This window comes from Haloferax massiliensis, from assembly GCF_001368915.1.
Classification (GTDB): domain Archaea; phylum Halobacteriota; class Halobacteria; order Halobacteriales; family Haloferacaceae; genus Haloferax; species Haloferax massiliensis.
The window spans coordinates 606,972-628,583 of the sequence record NZ_CSTE01000001.1; the positions used below are offsets into that span (position 1 = coordinate 606,972).

General features: G+C 69.7%; 23 protein-coding genes and 1 pseudogene. 9 read left to right on the forward strand and 15 right to left on the reverse strand.

Annotation, left to right across the window (positions count from 1 at the left end; genetic code table 11):
• Positions 1-175: 175 nt before the first annotated feature.
• Entirely contained in the window at positions 176-679 is a 504-nt protein-coding gene (locus BN996_RS02910) for a TrpY family transcription regulator (protein WP_089777091.1), read from the reverse strand.
• Between the two features lie 191 nt (positions 680-870).
• On the opposite strand from BN996_RS02910, the gene BN996_RS02915 reads away from it, so the two are divergent.
• Positions 871-1,569, forward strand: a complete 699-nt coding sequence (locus BN996_RS02915) for a hypothetical protein (protein WP_089777092.1) — start codon at positions 871-873, stop codon at positions 1,567-1,569.
• 39 nt (positions 1,570-1,608) lie between these two features.
• On the opposite strand, the gene hisB is transcribed toward BN996_RS02915, so the two are convergent.
• Positions 1,609-2,202 carry an imidazoleglycerol-phosphate dehydratase HisB gene (hisB, locus tag BN996_RS02920; RefSeq protein ID WP_089777093.1) on the reverse strand — a complete coding sequence of 198 codons (594 nt, stop codon included), beginning with the start codon at positions 2,200-2,202 and terminating at the stop codon, positions 1,609-1,611.
• Between the two features lie 121 nt (positions 2,203-2,323).
• Between hisB and BN996_RS19960 the strand changes: the two genes are divergently transcribed.
• Both BN996_RS19960 and BN996_RS02930 read left to right on the forward strand, forming a co-directional pair.
• Complete coding sequence (locus BN996_RS19960; RefSeq protein ID WP_167344093.1) at positions 2,324-2,470, forward strand: hypothetical protein; 147 nt, start codon at positions 2,324-2,326, stop codon at positions 2,468-2,470.
• Between the two features lie 57 nt (positions 2,471-2,527).
• Complete coding sequence (locus BN996_RS02930) at positions 2,528-2,716, forward strand: hypothetical protein (RefSeq protein WP_089777095.1); 189 nt, start codon at positions 2,528-2,530, stop codon at positions 2,714-2,716.
• Between the two features lie 48 nt (positions 2,717-2,764).
• On the opposite strand, the pseudogene hisA reads toward BN996_RS02930, so the two are convergent.
• A pseudogene (hisA, locus tag BN996_RS02935) lies at positions 2,765-3,429 on the reverse strand (1-(5-phosphoribosyl)-5-[(5-phosphoribosylamino)methylideneamino]imidazole-4-carboxamide isomerase).
• Between the two features lie 189 nt (positions 3,430-3,618).
• Here hisA and glmM point away from each other — a divergent pair.
• Positions 3,619-4,983 carry a phosphoglucosamine mutase gene (gene glmM, locus BN996_RS02940; RefSeq protein ID WP_089777096.1) on the forward strand — a complete coding sequence of 455 codons (1,365 nt, stop codon included), beginning with the start codon at positions 3,619-3,621 and terminating at the stop codon, positions 4,981-4,983.
• A 45-nt stretch (positions 4,984-5,028) separates the two neighbouring features.
• Here the strand turns inward: glmM and BN996_RS02945 are convergent, their stop codons facing one another.
• The 9 genes from BN996_RS02945 to BN996_RS02985 form a co-directional block, all read right to left on the reverse strand.
• Entirely contained in the window at positions 5,029-5,280 is a 252-nt protein-coding gene (locus BN996_RS02945) for a hypothetical protein (protein ID WP_089777097.1), read from the reverse strand.
• Between the two features lie 87 nt (positions 5,281-5,367).
• Positions 5,368-5,748: a phosphoribosyl-AMP cyclohydrolase gene (gene hisI / locus BN996_RS02950; protein WP_264371783.1), complete on the reverse strand. Its 381-nt coding sequence runs from the start codon at positions 5,746-5,748 to the stop codon at positions 5,368-5,370.
• Positions 5,749-5,818: 70 nt separating this feature from the next.
• Positions 5,819-6,859 (reverse strand): A24 family peptidase, encoded by a 1,041-nt coding sequence (locus tag BN996_RS02955; protein WP_089777099.1) that lies wholly within the window; start codon positions 6,857-6,859, stop codon positions 5,819-5,821.
• Between the two features lie 73 nt (positions 6,860-6,932).
• Positions 6,933-7,874, reverse strand: a complete 942-nt coding sequence (locus tag BN996_RS02960; RefSeq protein ID WP_089777100.1) for a hypothetical protein — start codon at positions 7,872-7,874, stop codon at positions 6,933-6,935.
• A 119-nt stretch (positions 7,875-7,993) separates the two neighbouring features.
• Entirely contained in the window at positions 7,994-8,383 is a 390-nt protein-coding gene (gene fer, locus BN996_RS02965) for a ferredoxin Fer (protein WP_089777101.1), read from the reverse strand.
• A 140-nt stretch (positions 8,384-8,523) separates the two neighbouring features.
• The gene (locus tag BN996_RS02970) at positions 8,524-9,645 is read right to left on the reverse strand and encodes an inorganic phosphate transporter (RefSeq protein WP_193310925.1); all 1,122 of its coding nucleotides are present in this window, start codon (positions 9,643-9,645) and stop codon (positions 8,524-8,526) included.
• 154 nt (positions 9,646-9,799) lie between these two features.
• Positions 9,800-11,095 (reverse strand): O-acetylhomoserine aminocarboxypropyltransferase/cysteine synthase family protein, encoded by a 1,296-nt coding sequence (locus tag BN996_RS02975; protein ID WP_089777103.1) that lies wholly within the window; start codon positions 11,093-11,095, stop codon positions 9,800-9,802.
• Positions 11,096-11,221: 126 nt separating this feature from the next.
• On the reverse strand, positions 11,222-12,469 hold the full coding sequence (gene metX / locus BN996_RS02980; protein ID WP_089777104.1) for a homoserine O-acetyltransferase MetX: 1,248 nt from the start codon (positions 12,467-12,469) through the stop codon (positions 11,222-11,224).
• Entirely contained in the window at positions 12,466-13,785 is a 1,320-nt protein-coding gene (locus tag BN996_RS02985; RefSeq protein ID WP_089777105.1) for an O-acetylhomoserine aminocarboxypropyltransferase/cysteine synthase family protein, read from the reverse strand. The genes metX and BN996_RS02985 overlap by 4 nt, the downstream gene beginning before the upstream one ends.
• Before the next feature lie 172 nt (positions 13,786-13,957).
• Between BN996_RS02985 and BN996_RS02990 the strand changes: the two genes are divergently transcribed.
• The 4 genes from BN996_RS02990 to ligA all read left to right on the forward strand — a co-directional run bounded on the left by BN996_RS02990 (position 13,958) and on the right by ligA (position 18,570).
• Positions 13,958-14,611: a helix-turn-helix domain-containing protein gene (locus BN996_RS02990; RefSeq protein ID WP_089777106.1), complete on the forward strand. Its 654-nt coding sequence runs from the start codon at positions 13,958-13,960 to the stop codon at positions 14,609-14,611.
• A 98-nt stretch (positions 14,612-14,709) separates the two neighbouring features.
• Complete coding sequence (locus BN996_RS02995; RefSeq protein WP_089777107.1) at positions 14,710-16,062, forward strand: cytochrome P450; 1,353 nt, start codon at positions 14,710-14,712, stop codon at positions 16,060-16,062.
• 96 nt (positions 16,063-16,158) lie between these two features.
• Entirely contained in the window at positions 16,159-16,377 is a 219-nt protein-coding gene (locus tag BN996_RS03000; RefSeq protein WP_089777108.1) for a DUF6199 family natural product biosynthesis protein, read from the forward strand.
• Positions 16,378-16,470: 93 nt separating this feature from the next.
• Positions 16,471-18,570, forward strand: a complete 2,100-nt coding sequence (gene ligA, locus BN996_RS03005; RefSeq protein WP_089777109.1) for an NAD-dependent DNA ligase LigA — start codon at positions 16,471-16,473, stop codon at positions 18,568-18,570.
• A 39-nt stretch (positions 18,571-18,609) separates the two neighbouring features.
• On the opposite strand, the gene BN996_RS03010 is transcribed toward ligA, so the two are convergent.
• The 3 genes from BN996_RS03010 to BN996_RS03020 form a co-directional block, all read right to left on the reverse strand.
• Positions 18,610-19,533 (reverse strand): ABC transporter permease, encoded by a 924-nt coding sequence (locus BN996_RS03010; protein ID WP_089777110.1) that lies wholly within the window; start codon positions 19,531-19,533, stop codon positions 18,610-18,612.
• Positions 19,530-20,510 carry an ABC transporter ATP-binding protein gene (locus BN996_RS03015; RefSeq protein WP_089777111.1) on the reverse strand — a complete coding sequence of 327 codons (981 nt, stop codon included), beginning with the start codon at positions 20,508-20,510 and terminating at the stop codon, positions 19,530-19,532. Before BN996_RS03015 ends, BN996_RS03010 begins: the two co-directional genes overlap by 4 nt.
• Before the next feature lie 132 nt (positions 20,511-20,642).
• Entirely contained in the window at positions 20,643-20,918 is a 276-nt protein-coding gene (locus BN996_RS03020) for a DUF7967 family protein (RefSeq protein WP_007274665.1), read from the reverse strand.
• A gap of 121 nt (positions 20,919-21,039) precedes the next feature.
• Here BN996_RS03020 and BN996_RS03025 point away from each other — a divergent pair, with 121 nt between their 5' ends.
• Entirely contained in the window at positions 21,040-21,606 is a 567-nt protein-coding gene (locus tag BN996_RS03025; protein ID WP_089777112.1) for a VIT1/CCC1 transporter family protein, read from the forward strand.
• Positions 21,607-21,612 lie beyond the last annotated feature (6 nt).

Sequence of the window (21,612 nt, forward strand, 5' to 3'; positions counted from 1 at the left end):
CGCGTACGACGTACACCCGTTTTGGATGCAGACGCCGCAGAGGTGGCGCGTCTCGGAAATCGGCTCACCACAGCACATGCAACTGCGCATGGAACCCATGCGAAAACCTACCGCGGGAGGTCACAAGAATCTTATTGCAGCGTTGACAGAATATTCGCGGAGCCGACGGACCGGCTCAGGCGATGGTGATTCGGCGGACGAACTCAAGGTTCGACAGGTCGTTGAGCAGGTCGCCGGGAATCGGCTCGTCGGTGATGATGTAGAGCTTCGGGTCGTCGGTGAACTCGGGGTCCTCGCTTATCGTCTGTCGAATCGAGATACCCGCGTCGGCGAGTTTGGAGGTGACGGTGGCGACGATGCCGGGTTCGTCGGCGTCGGCGACCTCGACCGTGAGCACGGAGAGGTCGAGCACCGGCGCGAGGTCCATCAGGCTCGGAATCGACGAGATGTTCTGGAAGATTCGCCGAAGCTCCTCGTCGTCGAGGATGGCGTCTGTCGTCGAGTCGACGACCCGCCGGTCGACGTCGGCCTCGCGGGCGATGCCGGTGTTCGGTATCTCGATGCCGCCCGAGACGACCCGTCCCTGGTCGTTGACGGAGAAGCCCCGTTCCAAGAGGAGCCGAATGACAGCCTGCTGGCTCGGGCTGCCCTCGAACTTCTCCATAATCTCGTCGAACATTCGTTGGTCGGGGGATTTGCGGGCGGGTACATTAAGTGGTCCGTCACCGGCGGCCGCGGGGCGACGGTGCCGCGGGGCCGACACCGCGGACGGGCGACCGACACCACCGGCGGGCGACCGACGCCGCGGGCAGGCCACCGGGGTCGCGGCCGGGGAGTGGGTTTAACCGTCGGCGCGGAGACCCGTCGTGCATGCGCGAACTACGCACCTGCGACTTCTGTGGGACCGACGCCGTCGGCGTGTTCGAGGTACTGCCGCCGGCGTTGACGCCGGCCGACGACCAGCGCCGCGTCGTCCTCTGCGAGCACTGCGAGGAGACGCTCGGCGAGGTCATCGCGCCGCTTCTCTCCCGACTCGGCGTCGACGCCGACGTGGACGTGGCCGACGACGCGCGGGCCGAGACGGGCGCGTCCGCGGCACCGGAACGGACCGCGAGCGAGTCGGTCGGCGAGGCCGCCTCGGTCGACGTGAACGCGGTCGACCCCGCGCCGACGCCGCCGGAACCGGCGAACCACGACTCGCCGGACGAGACCGGCGACTCCGACGAAGCGGAACAGACCGACGAAGCGGAACAGACCGACGAAGCGGAACAGACCGACGAAGCAGAACAGACCGACGAAGCAGAACAGACCGGCGACGAACCCGAGTCGGCCGCCGCCGAGGAGCCACAGACGAGCGCCGAGTCGTCCGGCCGGGACGGGGAGCCGCCGAAGTTCCGGAAGGTCATCCGCATCCTCCAGAACCGGGAGTTCCCCGTCGAGCGGGCGGAGGTCGAGGCGCTGGCGTCCGGCGCGTACGACCTCGACGACGACGAGGTCGCCGACATCTTCGACTACGCTATCGAACGCGGCCTGCTCGTCGACGACGCGGGGACGCTCCGGCGGCCCTGAGCGGTCGAACGCGCGGGCTCAGGGGAGAAAAAGCGGTGACTAGAGCTTCCCTTTCGTGCTCGGCGTGTCGGAGCGCCGCGGGTCCACGCGAGTCGCGTCGTCGAGCGACCGCGCCAGCGCCTTGAACAGCGCCTCGACCTCGTGGTGGGCGTTGTCGCCCTCGACGCCCGCGTGGAGCGTGAGGCCGGCGTTCATCGCGAGCGACATGGCGAAGTGCTCGGCCATGTGGCTGGTGAACTCGCCGATAGAGGGCTGGGAGAACTCGCCCGAGAACTCGAAGAAGGGGCGCCCCGACACGTCCACGACGACGGAGGCGACGGCCTCGTCGAGCGGGACCTTGCGGTCGGCGTAGCGGACGATGCCGCGCTTGTCGCCGAGCGCCTCGGTGAACGCCTCGCCGAGGACGATAGCCACGTCCTCGACGGTGTGGTGGTCGTCGATGTGGAGGTCGCCGTCACATTGGACGGTCAGGTCGAACAGGCCGTGTTTGGCGAAGGCCTCCAGCATGTGGTCGAAGAATCCGATACCGGTGTCGACGACCGCGTCGCCGTCGCCGTCGATGGCCAGCGTCACGTCGATGGTCGTCTCGGCCGTCTCGCGGGAGACGGCCGCGCGTCGGTCGGCGTCGCTCATGTCGCGTTCGAGGCGGGCCGCGCATATAGGGATTCTCGTCGCCGAGCGGGTGATTCACGCCACCGACGCGTCAGACGCGCGTCTGACGGACGTTCATGGTTTCGGACGCGTACGGTGGGGTATGCAGCGAAAGGGAGCGCTGGTGGTGGGGTACACCATCTGCGTCGGGGGACTTCTGCTCACCGCGCGGTCCGGGGTCGCCGTCGCGTTCGGCGTCGCGCTGGTGACGCTCGCGGTCGGCGCGGCGGTGCTCGGCGGGGGCGTCTGAAATGGCAGGGGGCGGCCCGACACGGCGGGAATCGAGTCGTTCGGAGGCGACCGGTTGATGCGGCGCGGAGCGACCGGCAGCCCGAAACGGGACGTCGTGACGGTCAGCATGCTCGTCCTCGCCGGGCCGTTCCTCGCGACCTCGCGCCCCGAGACCGTGATAATCGGCGCGCTGTTCGTCGCCGTCGGCGTGTACGGAACCGTCGAGAGCCTCGTCGCGGCGGTCGGCGCGTATCTCGACGCGTAGCGCCGCGCGGCGCTTCGGCGCTGGGCGCGTGGGACGTGAGCGACGCGGCTACGCCTCCATCGCCTCTTCGAGCGTGAACCGGCCCTCGTAGAGCGCGGTGCCGAGGCGACGCCGCCGGAGGCGACGACCGGGATGTCGACCGCGTCGACGACCGCCGAGGTCGTTTCGAGGTGGACGCCTTCGAGTCGCCCCTCCACGTCAACGTCGGTAAAGAGGATGGCCGCCGCGCCGAGGTCCTCGTACCGGGCGGCCGCCTCGGCGGGGTCGAGACCGGTGCCTTCGGTCCACCCGGAGACGACGACCTCCCCGTCTTTCGCGTCGAGGCTGACCATCACGCCGTCGGGGTAGTCGTCGGCGAGTTCGGCGACGATGTCGGGGTTCTCGACGGCCGCGGTGCCGAGGATGACGCGGTCGACGCCGCGGTCCAGGAGGTCGCGGGCGTCGTCGGCGGTGCGGATGCCCCCGCCGAGTTGGAGCGGCACGTCGACCGCGTCGAGGACGGCGTCGACCGCCGGGGCGTTCTTCCGCTCGCCCTCGAACGCGCCGTCGAGGTCGACGAGGTGGAGCGTCTCCGCGCCGGCGTCGACCCAGCGGCGGGCGGCCTCGACCGGGTCGCCGTAGGTCTTCTCGGTGCCGCGTTCGCCCTGCACGAGCTGGACGACCTCGCCGTCTTGCATGTCGACCGCGGGGACGACTTCGAACTCCGGGAACATACGCCACCGTGCGCGAGCGACGTGCGTAAACGCACCGGATACGGCGACTCGGGGTTGGTGCGGATACGGCGACTCGGAGTCGATGCGAATACGGCGACCGGGAGTCGGTGACCGAGACGCGGCGGGGAACGTCTCAGCGGAGCCACCAGTTCGGAACGGCTTTGTCGCGCCGGGGTTCACACACACTCAATGAAACTCTTCGGTTCCAGCGGCACCCGCGGCGTGGTAGGTGAGAGCCTCACCCCGGAGTTCGTCCTCCGCGTCGCCAAGGCCGCCGGCACGGTCTGGAACGCGGACCGGGTCGCCATCGCACGGGACACCCGGACGACGGGTGAGATGTTCGTCAACGCCGCCGAGTCCGGGCTGGCGAGCGTCGGCGTCGACGTGGACGACCTCGGCGTCGTCCCCACTCCCGCCGCGGTCCGCTACTGCGAGACCGAGGCCGTTCCGGGCGTCGTCATCACGGCCTCGCACAACCCGCCGGAGTTCAACGGCGTCAAACTCGTCGGCGACGACGGCGTCGAACTCGCCGTCGAGGAGTTAGAGCGCATCGAAGACCACATCCTCGCCGAGGAGTTCGACGTGGCCGAGTGGGACGGCGTCGGACGCGTCCGGTCGGTCGGGACCGCGAACGACGGCTACCGCGAAGACCTCCTCGCCAACGTCGACCGCGAGAAAATCGCCGCCGCGAACCTCACCGTCGCGCTCGACCCCGGCCACGGGGCCGGGTCGCTCGTCACGCCCGACTTCCTCCGCGAACTCGGCTGCGAGGTCCGCACCGTCAACGCCCAACCCGACGGCCATTTCCCCGGCCGCCAGTCCGAACCGGTCCCCGAGAACCTCCGCGACCTCGAACGCCTCGTCCGCGCGACCGACGCCGACGTGGGAATCGCCCACGACGGCGACGCCGACCGGGCCGTCTTCGTGAACGAGCGCGGCGAGTGCATCTCCGGCGAGGCGTCGCTTGCCGCCCTCGCGGCCGCCGCCCTCGAACCGGGCGACGCGACCGTCTCCGCCGTGAACGTCTCCCAGCGGCTCGTCGACGTCTGCGAGGAGGTCGGTGCCGACCTCGAACTCACGCCCATCGGCGCGACGAACCTCATCACCCGCGTCCGCGAACTCTGGCGCGAGGGCCGGAACGTCCCCGTCGCGGGCGAGGGCAACGGAGGGGTGTTCTACCCCAACTACCGCCTCGTCCGCGACGGCGCGTACATCGCGGCGAAGTTCCTCGAACTCGTCGCCGAGCGCCCGCCGAGCGAACTCGTCGCCCCGTATCAGGACTACTACAACGTCCGCATCAACCTCGAATACGACGAGGAGTCCGAGTTGACCGCGATGCTCAACGCCGCCGCCGACTACGCCGAATCCGCCGACGCGACCCCGAACACGACCGACGGCTACCGCCTCGACTACGGCGACGCGTGGGTGCTCGTCCGACCCTCGGGGACCGAGCCGAAGGTCCGCGTCTACGCCGAAGGTCGCTCCGAGGAGCGCGCGAGCGAACTCGCCGAGGACGCCGCCGACGCGCTCCGACACGCGGTTGCGACGCTATAACTCGACCGCAAAACCGACCGAAAAGAACCTCTTTTCACCCGCCGCTCACAGGCTAATCGCCGCGAACAGGAGCGCCAGCGCGCCGAACACCAGAAGCATGAAGCCGCGTTCGAGGTCGTCGCCGTCGAGTTCGTCGTCCGGCGGGTCCTCGCGGGTCGGGTCGAGGACGAACTCCGGGTCGTCGGAGCGGGCGACCCGGCGGGCGGCCGCGGCGCTCTTGAGCAGTCGGCCGCCGAGGGCGAAACAGCTCAGCCCCACGACGATGGCGACCACCGAAATCGGACTGACGTTCACCATCGCCTCGGGACCGCGGTCATCGGTCGGTCGCCACGGGGGTCGCCGTGGTCACGCCGGTCGCGCCCGTCATCGGTCGGCTCGCATCGGTCACTCGTCGTCGTAGACCGCGTCGGGGTCGAAGACGCGCTCGCCGACGTGCTCGCCCTCGACGGTGCGGTAGAAACACGACCGGTGACCGGTGTGGCACGCGCCGCCGGTCTGGTCGACGAGGTACAGCAGGGTGTCGGCGTCGCAGTCGACGCGGACCTCCCGAATCTCCTGTGTGTGGCCGCTCGAAGCACCCTTCTCCCAGAGTTCGTCTCGGCTCCGCGAGTAGTAGTGCGCCCGGCCCGTCTCGACGGTTCGGTCGAGCGCCTCGGGCGAGACGTACGCCAGCATGAGCACCTCTCCGGAGTCGGCGTCCTGCGCCACGGCGGGGACGAGGCCGTCCTCGCCGAAGTCGACATCGACGGTCATGGTTCGGGCCACGCGGTGGCGGGGGTTATCTCTTGTGCGTCGCCGCGCGGGAGGCGCGCCCGACCCGGCTCTCCGCGAGTTCTCAGACGATGCCGAGCGCGCCGAGGACGCCGAAGAGGACGTCGCCGTAGACGAACGCGACGACGAGGCCGACGAACATGGGTACGAGAAACGGGATGCCCGGCGAAATCCACACCGACTCGCGGGTCGTCACGAGTTCTAGTCCGCCGCGGAGTTTCTCGGGCGACGTGCCGTAGGCGGTGCCCTCGATGCTGTCGAGGAACCGGGCCGCGCCCCACGGGTCGTCGGACGACGCGTCCGCGTCCCCGACGCCGGGGGCGTCTCCGTCGCCGGCGTCCGCGGCCGCGTCGTCGCCGTCGAAATCGGCCGACGTGCCGCCGTCGGTCGCCGCGCGGTGGACCGCGCCGTCCGTCGGGTCGAACGTCTCGTCGATGCTGTCGGGGTCGCGGAGCGTGTCCGGGTTCGAACGCAGGTCCGAGAGCGTCAGGCCGCGCCAGCGGAGGTACATCCGGAGCGCGTCGAGGTCGAGGCCGTTCCGCGTGACGCCCTCGGGCGACTCGAACAGGCGGCCGTGGGCCGTCGAGAGCGACGCCACGGAGACGCGGCGGCCGACGAACGAGATGGGGAACTCGAACTCGCCGTCGGCGAGGTTCCGGGCGGCGAGGAAAAGCGGGTAGGCGAGGCCGACGATGACCGTGTTCGTGAGAACCGTCATCGAGAAGACGCCGAGGCGGGTGGCGGCGAGCGGGAACTCCGTCCCGGCGAGGGTGTAGCTGGGGAACGTCGGGAGCAGGACGGCGAACACCATGAGCGCCTTCGCGTCCGCGCCGCCGAAGCCGCCGAGCCGCCAGAACAGGTACGAAAGCGGGACGACGAGACAGACGCTCACGCCGACGCGAATCAGATAGAGCCGGTCGAAGACGGTCTCGGGCGGGAGGTGGCCGACCAGTTCCCACGCGAGCAGGACGAGACCCAGCGCGGCCAGCGGATACCAGACGACGTTGGGGACGCGCCGCGTGCGAACGTCGCGTACCGCGGTCCACGCGAGAATGGGGAGCACCGCCAACCGCAGGAGGTCGGGGAGCGTGCCGATACCGAACATACCCGCAGACTGGGGGCAGGGGAGTTAGGTGTTCGGGACGGGTATCAATCCTGAAACCGACCCCGCCGACGGGTCAGAACGCCGCGAGTTCCACGAAGCCGACGAGTCGAACCGAAATCGAGAACAGCGCCAGCGCGGCCGCGGGGACCCACACCGACTCCGCGCGGGCGTAGCCGAAGGCGGCGACGCCGAACGCGAGCGCTCGTAGGAGGTGCTCGACGCCGCCGGGGAACTCGGCGAAGACGGTCCCGAAGGCGACGAGACCGAGCAGTCCGAAGGCGAACAGGGGGGCGAGCGCCGGCCGCGAGACGGGGCGGAGCGACCGCTCGACCGCGCTTCGGTACGTCACGCCGGCGGCGACGCAGCCGCAGACGGTAGCGACGAGGAGAAGGGAGACGGTGGCGACACGCCACGGTTTCGGGAAGACGACCAGCGTGAAGGCGGCGTCGCGGAGCACCGAGCGAAAGAACGTCACGAGCGCGGCCGTCGCGGCGACCGCGCGAGCGGGCGAGAGGCCGACCCGCGACGAGCCGAGGTCGAACACGACCGCGACGAGGAGCCCGAACCCGAGGCCCGCGAGCGCCGCGTCTTCGGCGGCCCGAACCGCCGCCGTTGCGACCGACGCCTCGGGGTGGTACGTCCACCCGACGAGCGCGGCGTACGAGGCGTCGAAGCCGACCGCGAGGAGGGCGCTCGTGGCAACGACGGCGAGTCCCGGCGCGAGGGCCGTCGCCAGCGCGTCGGCGAGTCGGGACCGCTCGGGCGGGCCGAACGGGAGCGAGACGCCGCGATAGCTCGCGTATGCGAGCGTCGGAATCGCGAGTCCGGAGACGTTCGGCGACGAGAGCGCGCCGACTATCGGGACGCCGCGGAGCCTGAGCGCGACCCAGTAGCTGACCGCGCTCGCCACCGCGAGACAGGCGAGAAACAGTCCGAGCCGTCCGACTTCGGTCGCTTCGGACGGAAGCGAGCGGTCAGAACGGAGTTCCCGGGCGACGGTCGTGAGACTCGACACGAGCGAAGCGACTGCGTCGCGGGACAAATCGCTGTCGGCCTCGCAGTTCACGGGGCGGACAAACGGCGCACCCGCGGGTCACGGGTCGGCGCGTCGAAAGAAATGTGCGGGTGAGCGCCTCAGATGACGCGGTTCTGCAGGTAGTCGAGGTGCTTCGCGTTGTAGACGATCTTGACCTCGTCCTCGATGGGCGAACCGATGCAGGTGAGACGGACGTTCTTGTCGTTGACCTCCTCGTCGGAGAGGATCTGCTGCATGTCCATCTCGATTTCGCCCTCTTTCAGGATGGCCGCACAGTTCGCGCAGGCACCTGCGCGGCAGCTGAAGGGCCAGTCGTAGCCCTGGGCCTCGGCGGCTTCAAGGATGTACTCGCCCTGGTTGACTTCCATCTCACCGTAGTCTTCGGCGTCGAGACCGGCGTCGGCCGCCTCTTCGAAGAGGTTGTCGTCGTCGAGGTCCCAGCCGTTGTCGTCGAGAACTTCGTAGTTGAGGTAGGTTACCGTGGGCATCGACAGAGGATTCGAAGGCCACCCCATTAGACTTTGCTGTTCCGTGCGCCGAATTCGATCCGCACCGGGGCGATGGCCGCCCGTTTGTTTCATTGTTGACCGTGATGGTTTCGGAACGGCCGGCGGGTCGGGCGAGCGCTTCAGATAATGTCAGCCGAGAACAACGCGTACGACGCGATGGCCGAAAGCGAGGGCGTGAGCATCCAGAAGAAGATGACGCGCCCGGTCGTGCCGGGGTCGAACAGGTCCTGCGCGGAGAGTTCGTCCGGCGCTTCCTCGCCCATCTTCGGTACCTCGTCCTCTCGCTCAGCGGCGAGCGCGTTGACCGACACCTTCGGGGCCTCGCCGCCGCTCAGGGCCTCGCCGATGGTGACGGTGCGGGTCGCCCGACCCCAGCCGAGACCGACGATGCACATCGTCGCGCTCACGGCGAGGCTGGCGGGGATGCCGATGGCCGACAGGAAGGAGATGAGCGACGCGCTCACCGTCTCGACGATGAGCGCCGCGAGGATGGGCAGTTGCGTGAGGTCGTTGCCGACCGTGTCGAGCGTCCGGCGGGCGATGGTGAACGCGCCGAGGCCGATAGCGCCGCCGGCGACGAGGATGCCGGTGTTCATTTCGAGCGCGCCGTTGCCGACGAGCGGAGCGACCGCGTTGGCGACGTTCGACGCGCCCGCGGAGAACGCCATGTAACAGGCGACGACGACGACGAGGACGGTGCTCCCGAACTCGCGGTAGGTCGTGTTCGGCCCGAGTCGCGGGCGCGGGACGCCGCCGTCGCGGTCGAGTTCGACCAGCGCGCCGGGGCTCCGGTCGAGTTTGAGCCACGCGTCGAGGTAGGGGTAGACGTACCGCCCGATGACCGCGCAGACCCAGAAGGCGATGACGGGCGCGACGATCCACCACGAGATGATTTCGAGCATCACGCCGGCGTCGAGCGACCCGTGGGCGAGGCCGAGGCCAGCGATGGCCCCGACGGCCGTCATCGACGTGGAGGCGGGGACGCCGAAGGTGTTGGAGACCAACAGCGCGAAGCCGACGAAAAAGAGGACGGCGACGCTCGCCGCGAGGGTGAACTCGCTTTGCGGGACGATTTCGCCGCCCATCTTGGCGACGACTTCCCGGCCGAGGGTCCACCCGCCGAGGAGCGCGAACCCGGTCATCAGGGCCGCGGCGGCGAGCTTTCCGAGCACGTCGCTCCCGACCGCGGGGCCGAAGGCGACCCCCGTGGACGAGCCGCCGATGTTGAACCCGACGAACACTGCCACCAGGAGACCGACGAAGAGGAGTGCTTCTACCACGCAGTCACCTACTGGCGCAGGCACAAAAGGGACGGCGGTCGGTCGCCGACTCGTCCGCCGAGGCCGACCCGACGCGGCGACCGAGAGCGGTTCGTCCGAGGCGAGCCGACTCGGTTCAGTTCGACGCGGCGCGAATCGCCTGGTCGAGGTCGTCGATGATGTCGTCGACGTCCTCGATACCGACCGACAGGCGGACCATGTCGGGCGTGACGCCCGCGGCGGCCTGCTCGTCTTCGGTGAGTTGCTGGTGGGTCGTCGACGACGGGTGGATGACGAGCGTCTTCGCGTCGCCGACGTTGGCGAGGAGCGACGCGAGTTCGACGTTGTTGACGGTGCCCTTGGCGGCCTCGTAGCCGTCGGTGAGGCCGAAGGTAATCATGCCGCCGTAGCCGCCGTCGAGGTACTTCGAGGCCTCCTCGTGGGTCTCGTGGGATTCGAGGCCCGGGTAGTTCACCCACGACACCTTCTCGTGGTCGTCTAAGAACTCCGCGACGGCCTGGGCGTTCTCGCAGTGCGCGCGCATCCGAAGCGGGAGCGATTCGAGCTTTTCGAGCGTCTGCCACGCGTCGAACGGCGACTGGGCGTTGCCGAGGTCGCGCAGGCCGCGGGCGATGGCGGCGTAGGTGAAGCCGGCGGGACCGAACGTCTCGTCGAAGTTGACGCCGTGGTACGCCGGGTTCGGCTTGGCGATTTCGGGGTAGTCGTCGGCGTACTCGTCCCACGGGAAGGTGCCGCCGTCGACGAGGATGCCGCCGATGGTCGTGCCGGCCCCGTGAATCCACTTCGTCGTGGACTGCCAGACGAGGTCCGCGCCGTGTTCGATGGGGTTGCAGAGGTAGGGCGTCGCGAACGTGTTGTCCACGAAAAGCGGGGTTCCGTGGTCGTGGGCGACCTCGGCGATGGCCTCGATGTCGGGCGTCACGAGCGCCGGGTTGCCGATGGTTTCGAGGTGGACGAACGCGGTGTCGTCGTCGATGGCCTCCTCGTAGGCGTCCACGTCGAGGGTGTCGACGAACCGGGTCGTGACGCCGCGGCGCTCGACGGTGTGGGTGAGGTAGGTGTAGGTCCCGCCGTACAGCGACGACGCGGAGACGATGTTGTCGCCGGCCGAGGCGAGCAGGAAGGTGGCGAGGTCGAACGCGGCCATCCCGGACGACGTGGCGACCGCGCCCACGCCGCCTTCGAGCGAGGCGAGGCGCTCCTGCAACATCCCGACGGTCGGGTTCATCAGCCGCGAGTAGATGTGGCCCGGCTTTTCGAGGGCGAACTGCGCGGCCGCGTCGGCGGCGTCCTCGAAGACGTACGAGGTGGTCTGGTACAGCGGCGGGGCGCGCGCGCCCGTCGCGTCGTCGGGGCTCTGTCCGGCGTGGAGGCTCCGAGTGTGGAAGCCCGGGCTGTCGTCGTCGCTCATACCTCGACCGTCGAATCGGACGGGCGTAAATCGCGGTGGCGGTCGCAATTCCCGCCGGCTTCTGCGACGCGGGACCGACGCGCAAGCCGAAGAGCGCCGGGCAGAAGCCGGGACGGCACCCGCGCCTCAGCGCGAAAACAGCGAGGAGTGGACCGGCGCGAAGTCCTTCTCGTCGTCGGGTTCGCCGCCGTCGGTCGCGGTGTCGGTCACCGCGCGGCCCGCGACGCCCTCGTCGACGAAGTCGCCGAGCGGCGGCCCGACTTTCTCGGGTTCGACGAGGAAGGCGTCGTGGCCGTGGTCGGACTCGACGACGTGGTGGGCGACCGGCGCGTCGACGCGGCGGAACGCGCCCGCGAGCGACTCCGACTGCTCGGTCGTGAAGTGCCAGTCGCCGGTAAAGGAGACGAGGAGCGCCTCGCCCTCGAAGGCGGCGAGCGCGGCCGCGTCGGACTCGTAGCCCTCCGAGAGGTCGAAGTCGTCCATGGCGCGCGTGAGGTACAGATACGCGTTGGCGTCGAACCGCTCGGCGAACTTCTCGGCCTGGTAGTCGAGGTAGGACTCGACCTCGCGGTACGGGAAAAACGAGGCCGCGGGGTCCGAGGGGAAGGCGTCGCCGCGGTCGCCGCGGCCCGCCGAGCGCCGGCCGAACTTGCGCTCCATCGAGTCCTTCGAGAGGTACATCAGATGGCCGAGTTGGCGGGCGAGGCCGAGGCCCGCGTCGGGCGAGGGGCGGTCCTCCCCGTAGTAGTCGCCGCCGTTCCAGTTCGGGTCCGAGGTGATGGCGCGGCGGGCGACGGCGTCGATGCCGAGACACTGCGAGTCGAGGCGGGCCGCCGAGGCGACGACCGCGAGGCGTTCCACGTCGTCGGGGAACTGCACGGCCCAGTCGAGGGCGTTCATGCCGCCGACGGAGCCGCCGACGACGGCGTGTAAGCGACCGACTCCGAGGTGGTCGAGCAGGCGGCGCTGGGCGCGGGTCCAGTCGTGGACGGTGACCGGCGGGAAGTCCGTGCCCCACGGCTCGCCGTCGGGGCCCTCGCTCGCCGGGCCGCTCGTGCCGTAACACGACCCCGGGACGTTCACGCAGATGACGTAGTAGTCGTTCGTGTCGAGCGCCTTGCCCGGCCCGACGATGTCGCCCCACCACGCGCGGGCCTGCCCGGAGACGCCCGACTCGGTTCCGTGGCCGGCGACGTGCTGGCTCCCGGTGAGGCCGTGGCAGACCAGAACCGCGTTCTGCCCGTCGAACTCGCCGTAGGCCTCGTAGGCGACTTTCAGGTCGGGCAGTATCTCGCCCGACTCGAACTCGTGTTCGCCGACGTCGACGACGTCCGATTCGACCCGGCGACCGGGCGTGGTTCGCGTGCGGCTCATGTATCCTCCGAGTCCCCGTCGGCCTGCCGACGAAGGGCGCGTTCGATTGCCTGGTCGAGGTCGGCGACGATGTCGTCGGCGTCCTCGATGCCGACCGACAGGCGGAGCATGTCCGGCGCGACGCCCGCGGCGCGCTGTTCATCCATCGAGAGTTGGGCGTGCGTGGTCGACGCGGGATGGATGAGAAGCGTCTTCGCGTCGCCGATGTTGGCGAGGAAGCTCACGAGGTCCACCGACTCGCAGACGGTCTTTGCGGCCCCGTAGGCCGCCTCGTCGTCCTCGCCGTCGAGGCCGAACGTGACCATGCCGGCGTAGCCGCCCTGTAGGTACTCCGAGGCGAGGTCGTGGGTCTCGTGGTCCTCGAAGCCGGGGTAGGTGACCCACGCGACGCCGTCGCGGTCGCGGAGGAACTCGGCGACCCGGCGGGCGTTCTCGCAGTGGGCGCGCATCCGGAGCGCGAGCGTCTCGACGCCCTGCAAGGTCTGCCACGCGTCGAACGGCGACTGGCAACTGCCGGTGCTCCTGACGGCGCGCTGGCGGACGGCCTCGGCGAAGGCGCGCTCGCCGAACCGCTCGACGAAGTCGACGCCGAAGGCGGGGTTCTCGCCCGAAAGCTCGTCGTAGTCGGCCGCGTCCCACGGGAAGGTGCCGCCGTCGACGACGACGCCGCCGACGGTCGTGCCGGAGCCGTGGAGCCACTTGGTCGTGGACTCCCAGACGATGTCCGCGCCGTGTTCGATGGGCCGACAGAGCGCGGGCGTGGCGAACGTGTTGTCCACGACGAGCGGGACGCGGTGCTCGTGGGCGACCTCGGCGATGGCCTCGAAGTCCGGCGTCTTCAGCGAGGGGTTCGCCACCGTCTCGACGTGGACGAAGGCGGTGTCCTCGTCGATGGCCGCCTCGTAGGCGTCGACGTCGAGGGTGTCGACGGTCCGGGATTCGATGCCGCGCCTGACCGCGGTCTTCGAGAAGTACGAGGCCGTGCCGCCGTACATGTCCTCCGAGAGGACGACGTTATCGCCGACGGACGCGAGGACGGTCGTGAGCGCGTCGAGCGCGCCCATGCCCGAGGCGGTGGCGACCGCGTCGACGCCCGCTTCGAGGGCGGCGAGGCGGCGTTCGAGGATGCGGGTCGTCGGGTTGGAGATGCGGGAGTAGACGTCGCCGTCGGCTTCGAGGGCGTACAGGTCCGCGGCGTGGTCCGCGTCGTCGAAGACGTACGACGTGGTCTGATAGAGCGGCGGGGCGCGGGCCCCTGTCGCCGGGTCCGGGTCCTGTCCGGCGTGGAGGCCGAGCGTGCGGAAGCCTCGATTCATGTATCAGGTGCATAATCTTCGACAGAGGAATAACCGTCAGTTACGGCAAGCGTTGCCCGTGGTTAGCGGCGGAGAGCGGCGGGGACCGACGACCGACGGGGACCGACGACCGACGGGGACCGCGTCGGAGAGTAACTTGCATACCTCGGCGGCGCGAGAGGGGAACTAACGCATGAAGTGTCTCCGGGCCCACTTCGACGCCGAGGAAAACCCGTTCGGGAGCCCGTACGACGTGTTCGCGGTCGACGGCCGCCACCCGTGCGGGGAGCTTCGCGACCTGCGGCTCCGGCCCGACGGAACCGTGGTCGAACTCTGCGTCCTCGAAGACGTGCCGCCGGACATCGAGGCGCGACTGGCCGACCACCCCGATATCGTCGACTTCGACGCCGACGAGACGGCCGACGGCGGCGTCGTCTGCCACGTCCATCTCGTCCCCGACGACGCCGTGCGGCGACTGCTCGAACTCGTCGACGAACACGACCTGCTTTTGGACATGCCGATTCGGCTCACCCGCGAGGGCGTCGTCGTCAACGTCCTCGGGAGCCACGCGCAACTCACGGGCGCGGTCACGTCGCTCCCCGACTCGCTCACAGACGCGTTCTGCGTGGACGGCCTCTCGGACTACGAGCCGGTCCGCGGCGGCGTCCGCGCGGACCTCACCGCCCGCCAGCGCGAAGTGCTCGACGCCGCCGTCGAGCGCGGCTACTACGACATCCCGCGCCGGGTGTCGGTCGAAGAACTCGCCGCCGAACTCGACTGCTCGCAGAGCACCGTCTCGGAACACCTCCGAAAGGTTGAGTCGCGCGTGATGAACCGCCTCGGGTGACCCCGCCGTCGTCGCGTCGCCGACTTGGTGGGCCACTATATAAAGGGCCGGCGGGCATCGGCAGCAGCGCCATCCCGCCTCCGCCCGTAGCTTCACCTATGTCAGAAGCGACGCAACGCGGTCGAGAACGACCGCCGAGTCCCCCGTCGAAGCCCGTGGTTCACCACACCCTCCGGTACGCGGACGACCCGCTGGCGTTCGTCACCGAGGTCGCCCGCGAGTACGGTCCGGTCGCGGAGTACGACATCGGCGGCATCTCGTTTTACCAGCTGAGCGACCCCGAACTCGTCGAACACGTCCTCGTGCAGGAGAACCAGCGGTATATCAAAGGCGAGCTGTTTCAGGAATCGCTCGGGACGGTCCTCGGCGACGGCCTGCTCACGAGCGAAGGCGAGTTCTGGCGGCGGCAGCGCCACCTGATGCAGCCGGCGTTCCTCCCGCAGATGCTCCGGCGCTACAGCGAGGTGATGGTCGACTACACGGAGCGCATGCTGTCGTCGTGGGAGGACGGCGAGACGCGCGACATCCACGGGGACATGATGAGCCTCACCGTCGAAATCGCCGCGAAGACGCTGTTCGACGTGGACATCCGCGAGGAGGAGTCCGCCGTCGGCGACGCCCTCGAAACCGTCATGGACTACTCGTCGACCTCGATGAAGCGCCCGGTGGACGTGCCCCGGTGGGTACCCACCCCGCGCAACCGCCGGTACCAGCGGGCGCTGGACGACCTCACCGAGGTCGTCGGCCGCATCGTGACCGAACACCGCGAGGACGGCCCCGACCCCGAGGCCAACGACGTCGTCTCGCTCCTGTTGACGTTCCGCGACGACGACGGCGAACCCCTGCCGGACGAGCAGATACGCGACGAGCTCGTGACCATCCTCCTCGCCGGCCACGAGACGACCGCGCTGGCGCTCACCTACACGCTCCACCTCCTCGGGACGAACCCCGAGCAGGCGGCGACGCTCCGCGAGGAACTCGACGCCGTCCTCGGCGGCGACCGGCCCGGCTTCGGCGACCTCGACGACCTGACCTACACCGAGCAGGTCGTCAAGGAGGGGATGCGCGTCTACCCGCCGGTGTGGGAACTCATCCGCGAGGCCGCCGAACCCGACACCGTCGGCGGCTACCGCGTCGAACCCGGTCAGACCGTCGCGGTCCAGCAGTGGGTGCTCCACCGCGACCCGCGGTTCTACGACGACCCCCTCGACTTCCGGCCGAGTCGGTGGACGAAGGACTTCGAACGCGACCTCCCGAAGTACGCGTACTTCCCGTTCGGCGGCGGCCCGCGGCGGTGTATCGGCGACCGCTTCGCCATGCTGGAAGCGCGCCTCGCGTTGGCGACGATTGCCCAGTCGTGGACGGTCGACCCGACCCACGACCTCTCGTTCGACCCCTCGATTACCCTCCGGCCCGAGGGGTCGGTCGAGATGGTCGTGAACCGCCGGTAAGCGCCGGTGGCAATCGCGGCGGCGCGTAGTCTCAGCCCCGGTTTCGCCCGCCGTCGTCGCCAACACCCTTATTCTCCGAGGCCGTGGACCGGTTCCATGGCCGGAGACTTCCTCCTCGTCGCCGCCGTCTTCCTCGCCGTCGGCCTCCCCGCGGCGGCGTTCCCCTACCGCGTGTCGAAACTCGGCGAGCGGGTCGACGCCATCGGGAGCAAAACACCCAAAGACGAGGTCGAACCCGCCGAGTGGAACGTGACGCTCACGCGGTTCGTCGGCGCCTTCATGTCCGCGCTCGGGGTCGCCTACCTGTTCGCGTGACGCGGGTCGGCACGAGCCGTCGCCGCCGGCCGCACCGGCCGACCCGCCACCACCCCGGAGCGTTTACCCGCCGTCCGGCCGACACCCGAACCAATGAGCGACGCCGATGTCGACGCCGAGTCGAACCCCTATCTCCGCGACCCGCCGACCGAGTTCGAGCCCGCCGAGTCGCTCTCGCGCGAGGCGGCCGAGGAGCAGGCCGCGCTCCTCCGCGAGGCCGTCCGCGAACACGACCACCGCTACTACGTCGCGGCCGACCCGCTCGTCTCCGACGCGGCCTACGACGCGCTGTTCTCCCGGCTGGTCGCGCTCGAAGGCGCGTTCGACCTCGACACGACCAACAGCCCGACGAACCGCGTCGGCGGCGAACCCATCGACGCGCTGGAGACGGTCGAGCACGTCGCGCCCATGCTCTCTATCGACCAGAGCACCGAGGCCGCCGACCTCCGCGAGTTCGACGAGCGGGTCCGCCGCGAGGTCGGCGACGTCGACTACGTCTGCGAACCCAAGTTCGACGGCCTCTCGGTCGAAGTCGTCTACGAGGACGGCGAGTTCGTCCGCGCGGCCACCCGCGGCGACGGCCGGCGCGGCGACGACGTGAGCGCGCAGGTGAAGACGATTCCGACCGTCCCGCTGTCGCTCCGCGGCGACCACCCGGACCGACTCGCCGTCCGCGGCGAGATTTACATGCCGAAGTCCGACTTCAGCGACCTCAACGCCCGGCGCGTCGAGGCCGGCGAGGACGCCTTCGCCAACCCCCGGAACGCGGCCGCCGGGACGCTCCGCAACCTCGACCCCTCGGTCGTCGCCGACCGCCCGCTCGCGGTGTTCTTCTACGACATCCTCGACGCGAGCGCGCGCCCCGACAGCCAGTGGGCGGCGCTCGACCGCCTGCGCGAGTGGGGCCTCCGCGTCGCCGACCGCATCGAGCGCGCCGCGGACGTTGAGGGGGCCATCGACTACCGCGACCGGATGCAGGCCGCCCGCGACGACCTCGACTACGAAATCGACGGGACGGTCATCAAGGTGGACTCGCGGGAGGCCCGCGAGCAGTTGGGCGAAAAGAGCCGCTCGGTCCGCTGGGCGTTCGCCTACAAGTTCCCCGCGCGCCACGAGGTGACGACCGTCCGCGACATCGTCGTGCAGGTCGGGCGGACGGGGCGGCTCACGCCGGTCGCCATCCTCGACCCCGTGGACGTGGGCGGCGTGACGGTCTCGCGGGCGACGCTCCACAACCCCGACGAGATAGCCGCCCTCGGCGTCGCGGTCGGCGACCGCGTCCGCGTCAAGCGCGCCGGCGACGTGATTCCGCAGGTGGTCGAGGTCACCGAAGACGGCGGCGGAAGCTACGAGTTCCCCGACGAGTGTCCCGTCTGCGGGAGCGCGGTGGACCGCGACGGCCCGCTGGCGTTCTGCTCGGGCGGGCTGTCGTGCCCGGCCCAGCGGGAGGCCTCCATCGGCCACTTCGCGGTCAAGGGCGCGATGGACATCGACGGCCTCGGCGAGGAGCGCGTCGCCCAACTCGTCGACGCGGGCCTCGTCGAGACGGTCGCCGACCTCTACGACCTGACGGCCGACGACCTCGCCGAGTTGGAGGGGTGGGGCGAGACGAGCGCCGAGAACCTCGTGGCCGCCGTCGAGAACGCCAAGCATCCGTCGCTCGACTCGTTTCTCGTCGGGCTGAGCATCCCCGAAGTGGGCGAGGCGACCGCCCGCGGCCTCGCCCGCGAGTTCGGCGAAATCGGGGCGTTCCCCATCGAGGCCGACGCCGAGGAAGGCGAGTTCGATGCGTTCGAAGACCGCCTGACGACGGTGCCCGACGTGGGCGGGACGGTGGCGCGTCGCGTCCGCGACTTCTTCGAGAACGCGGACAACCGCGCCGTGATTCGCGCGCTCCTCGACCGCGGCGTCGACCCCGAACCCGTCGAATCCGGCGGCGACGAACTCGACGGCCTGACGTTCGTCGTGACCGGGACGCTCGCCGTCAGCAGAGGTGACGTGAAAGAGCTCGTCGAATCGCACGGCGGCAACGTCACGGGGTCCGTCTCGGGCAACACCGACTACCTCGTCGTCGGCGAGAACCCCGGCCAGTCGAAGCGCGACGACGCCGAGGCGAACGACGTGCCGACGCTCGCGGAAACCGAGTTCGAGGACCTGCTCGCTGAGCGCGGCGTGGCGTACCCGCCGGAGTAAAACAGTCGGCGTCGCCGAGGCGGTGCTGGCGCGACCGCCTCAGAGGTCCGTCTTCTCGAACGCCCGGTAGCCGAGCAGCGGCGGGACGACAATCCACGCGAGGAGGATGGCGAGGATGAACGGCCCGGTGAAGTAGAACGGAAGCGACTCATTGAACGTCGATTGGATCACGAGTTGCTCGCCGAGACCGGCCTTGAACAGGCGGGCGGCGACCGCGGGGCCGTACAGTTCCGCGACCAGCGTCTCGTAGGCCCGAAGCGGGTTCAGATACTTGATGAACAGTCTCATCTGGACGATTTGCGGCGCGGTCAGTGCGGTGAGACCGAGCTGTTCGACGACCCAGTTGACGAGCCGCGGGACGCCCGTGGCGACCGTCGACCAGAGGACGGCGAAGATGAAGTACAGCCCGACGGTGCCGAACAGCGCCTGCCGCTGGGAGGCCGAGGTCGCCGAGAGCCAGACGCCGATGGAGACGAACGCCGTGGCGAGGAGTCCCGAGAGGGCCACCTGTCCCGCGTAGGAGACGAACATGACCTGCCCGCCGGTGAACAGCATCGCAAAGAGGGCGACGACGAAGCCGACGAGCATCGAGATGATGACGACGAGCGTGCGGCCGACGAGCTTTCCGAACACCACGTCGCGCCGGGAGTTCGGAAGCGACAGCAGGAGCTTGATGGTGCCCGACTCGCGCTCGTCGATGAGCGAGCCGTGGGCCGTCACGAGCGCGATGAGCGCGAGGACGAACCCGAGCATACCCGCGTACGAGAAGTTGAACAGCCCGCCCGGCGCGGTGGTGAGGCCGAACAGCGTCTCGGAGTTCGCGCCCGCGCCGGAGAGCAGGACGCCGTAGAACAGCGCCGTCGACCCGCCGATGAGGAGGGCGAAAAACAGCGTCAGGCCGAGGAGCCACCGCGACCGGAGGGCGTCGCGGAAGTCCTTGCGCGCGACGGATTCGAGCGTCACGCCGCCACCTCCGGTTCGTCGGCCGAGTCGTCGCCCTCGGTGTACGCGAGGAAGATGTCTTCGAGCGACGCCGAGTCGGTCTCGAAGTCGGCGACGGTCGCGCCGCCGGCCTCGACGGCCTCGATGACGCGCGTCTTCGCGTCGTCGGTACAGCCGACGACGAGGCGGTCGCCGTCGGTCTCGACCGAGGAGACGCCGTCGAGCGCTCGGACCGCGTCGAGGTCGGCGTCGCCGTCGACGTCGATGCGGAGAGTCGCCTCGGCGTCGACGCGGTCGCGGAGGCCCTCGATGGTGTCCTCGGCGATGAGTTCGCCGTCGCGCATGATGCCGACGCGGTCACAGACCGCTTCGACCTGTCCGAGCACGTGGCTGGAGAAGAACACCGTCGCGCCGCGGTCGGCCTCGGCGCGGACGATGTCGCGCATCTCGCGCGCGCCGGCGGGGTCGAGCCCGGAGGAGGGCTCGTCGAGGACGAGGAGGTCGGGACTGCCGGCGAGCGCCATCGCGAGCGCGAGGCGCTGGGACATCCCCTTGGAGTAGCCGCCGGCGCGGCGGGCGGCCTCGTCGGCGTCTAAGCCGACGCGGGAGAGCAGTTCGTCGGGGTCGTCGTCGGCTTCCTTGGACTCGATGGCGAACTCGACGTGTTCGCGCCCGGTGAGTCGGTCGTACACCTCGTAGCCCTCGGGGAGCACGCCGGTCCGACGCCGGACGGCCACGCTCTCGGCCTGCGCGTCGTGTCCGAGCACGCGGACGGACCCGCTCGTCGGGCGGGCGAAGTCGAGAAGCATGTTGATCGTCGTCGATTTTCCGGCACCGTTGGGACCGAGGAACCCGAAGACCTCCCCCTCAGCGACGGAAAACGAGAGGTCGTCGACGGCGGTGACGGTGTCGGGTTCGGACGACGGGAGGAGGGAATCGAACAGTCCCTCGTCGTCTTCGAACCGTTTCGTCACCCCGTTCAGTTCGATGGCGGCCATGGGCGGGCCTGCGTCGCACTGCCTTAAAGTGTTTTAGGTGCGAAAATCACGGGCGATAACATTCCGGGTCGAAATCGGCGGTCGCCGGACACTCACCTCGCCGCCGTCGGGCGGCTCGGACCCCTCGTCGGCTCAGACCTCGTCGTCGGGCTCGTGGGAGTCGGCCATCTTCGTCGCCTCCGTCGCGTACCGCTCGCGCAGGTCGTCGTCGGCCACGGGTTCGAGGTTCTCCGTCGGCGCGTCGATGGCGGCGGTCACGGTCATCCGGCGCTGGTGCATCACGGCCGCGGCGAGCTCCTTCCGGAGTTCGTACTCGCCGTCCGGCGTCGCGTAGATGAGGATGATGAGGTCCCGGTCGTCGTAGGACCGCTCGACCAGCCAGAGCCGCGTCGTGTCGTCGTCGCTCATGGGCCGTGGTTCGGTCGGGGCACCCTTACGCGTGCCGGCATCGAATCGGCGGGAGCGGCGCGACGCGACGCGGCCACGGCGCCCCCGCCGTTTATTCGCGCCGCGAGCGTACGATTCCGGCATGTTGGAGACGCTGCTGGGCGACGACGTGGAGTCGTCGGGCCGATACCTCCCCGAACTCATCTACGGCGCGAACGACGGCATCGTCACGACGTTCGCCGTCGTCGCCGGCGTCGCGGGCGCGTCGCTGAGTCCGGGCATCGTCATCGTCCTCGGGTTCGCCAACCTCTTCGCCGACGGCTTCTCGATGGGGATGAGCAACTACCTCGCCGAGCGCTCGGAGGAGGACTACCACGACGCCCGCGGCGACGGCCACGCCCGGACCGACGGGAAAACGCCCGTCAGAACCGCCGCCGCGACGTTCGCCGCCTTCATCGTCGCCGGGTGGGCCCCGCTGTTTCCGTACGTGCTCCGGGTCGAACCGCTGTTTCCGTACGTGCTCCGGGTCGAACCGCTGTTTCCCGTCTCCATCGCCGTCACCGCCGCGGCGTTCTTCGCCGTCGGCGCGAGTCGGAGCCTCGTGACGAACCGCTCGTGGCTCGCCAACGGGGTCGAGATGTTCGTCGTCGGAATGGCGGCCGCCACGGTCGCCTACGCGGTCGGGAACCTCCTCGCCGGCGTCGCCTGAAACGAG

Coding starts and splice junctions, on each gene's coding strand:
- BN996_RS03015 (WP_089777111.1), bottom strand. CDS start 20,510: ATGGCCGCCATCGAACTGAACGGGGTGACGAAACGGTTCGAAGACGAC.
- BN996_RS03000 (WP_089777108.1), top strand. CDS start 16,159: ATGGCCGGAGACTTCCTCCTCGTCGCCGCCGTCTTCCTCGCCGTCGGC.
- BN996_RS02975 (WP_089777103.1), bottom strand. CDS start 11,095: ATGAGCGACGACGACAGCCCGGGCTTCCACACTCGGAGCCTCCACGCC.
- hisB (WP_089777093.1), bottom strand. CDS start 2,202: ATGAGCGACGCCGACCGACGCGCGGCCGTCTCCCGCGAGACGGCCGAG.
- fer (WP_089777101.1), bottom strand. CDS start 8,383: ATGCCCACGGTAACCTACCTCAACTACGAAGTTCTCGACGACAACGGC.
- BN996_RS02995 (WP_089777107.1), top strand. CDS start 14,710: ATGTCAGAAGCGACGCAACGCGGTCGAGAACGACCGCCGAGTCCCCCG.
- BN996_RS02945 (WP_089777097.1), bottom strand. CDS start 5,280: ATGGTGAACGTCAGTCCGATTTCGGTGGTCGCCATCGTCGTGGGGCTG.
- BN996_RS02985 (WP_089777105.1), bottom strand. CDS start 13,785: ATGAATCGAGGCTTCCGCACGCTCGGCCTCCACGCCGGACAGGACCCG.
- BN996_RS02930 (WP_089777095.1), top strand. CDS start 2,528: ATGCGGCGCGGAGCGACCGGCAGCCCGAAACGGGACGTCGTGACGGTC.
- BN996_RS02915 (WP_089777092.1), top strand. CDS start 871: ATGCGCGAACTACGCACCTGCGACTTCTGTGGGACCGACGCCGTCGGC.
- BN996_RS19960 (WP_167344093.1), top strand. CDS start 2,324: ATGCAGCGAAAGGGAGCGCTGGTGGTGGGGTACACCATCTGCGTCGGG.
- BN996_RS02955 (WP_089777099.1), bottom strand. CDS start 6,859: ATGTTCGGTATCGGCACGCTCCCCGACCTCCTGCGGTTGGCGGTGCTC.
- ligA (WP_089777109.1), top strand. CDS start 16,471: ATGAGCGACGCCGATGTCGACGCCGAGTCGAACCCCTATCTCCGCGAC.
- metX (WP_089777104.1), bottom strand. CDS start 12,469: ATGAGCCGCACGCGAACCACGCCCGGTCGCCGGGTCGAATCGGACGTC.
- BN996_RS03020 (WP_007274665.1), bottom strand. CDS start 20,918: ATGAGCGACGACGACACGACGCGGCTCTGGCTGGTCGAGCGGTCCTAC.
- glmM (WP_089777096.1), top strand. CDS start 3,619: ATGAAACTCTTCGGTTCCAGCGGCACCCGCGGCGTGGTAGGTGAGAGC.
- BN996_RS02910 (WP_089777091.1), bottom strand. CDS start 679: ATGTTCGACGAGATTATGGAGAAGTTCGAGGGCAGCCCGAGCCAGCAG.
- BN996_RS03025 (WP_089777112.1), top strand. CDS start 21,040: ATGTTGGAGACGCTGCTGGGCGACGACGTGGAGTCGTCGGGCCGATAC.
- BN996_RS02990 (WP_089777106.1), top strand. CDS start 13,958: ATGAAGTGTCTCCGGGCCCACTTCGACGCCGAGGAAAACCCGTTCGGG.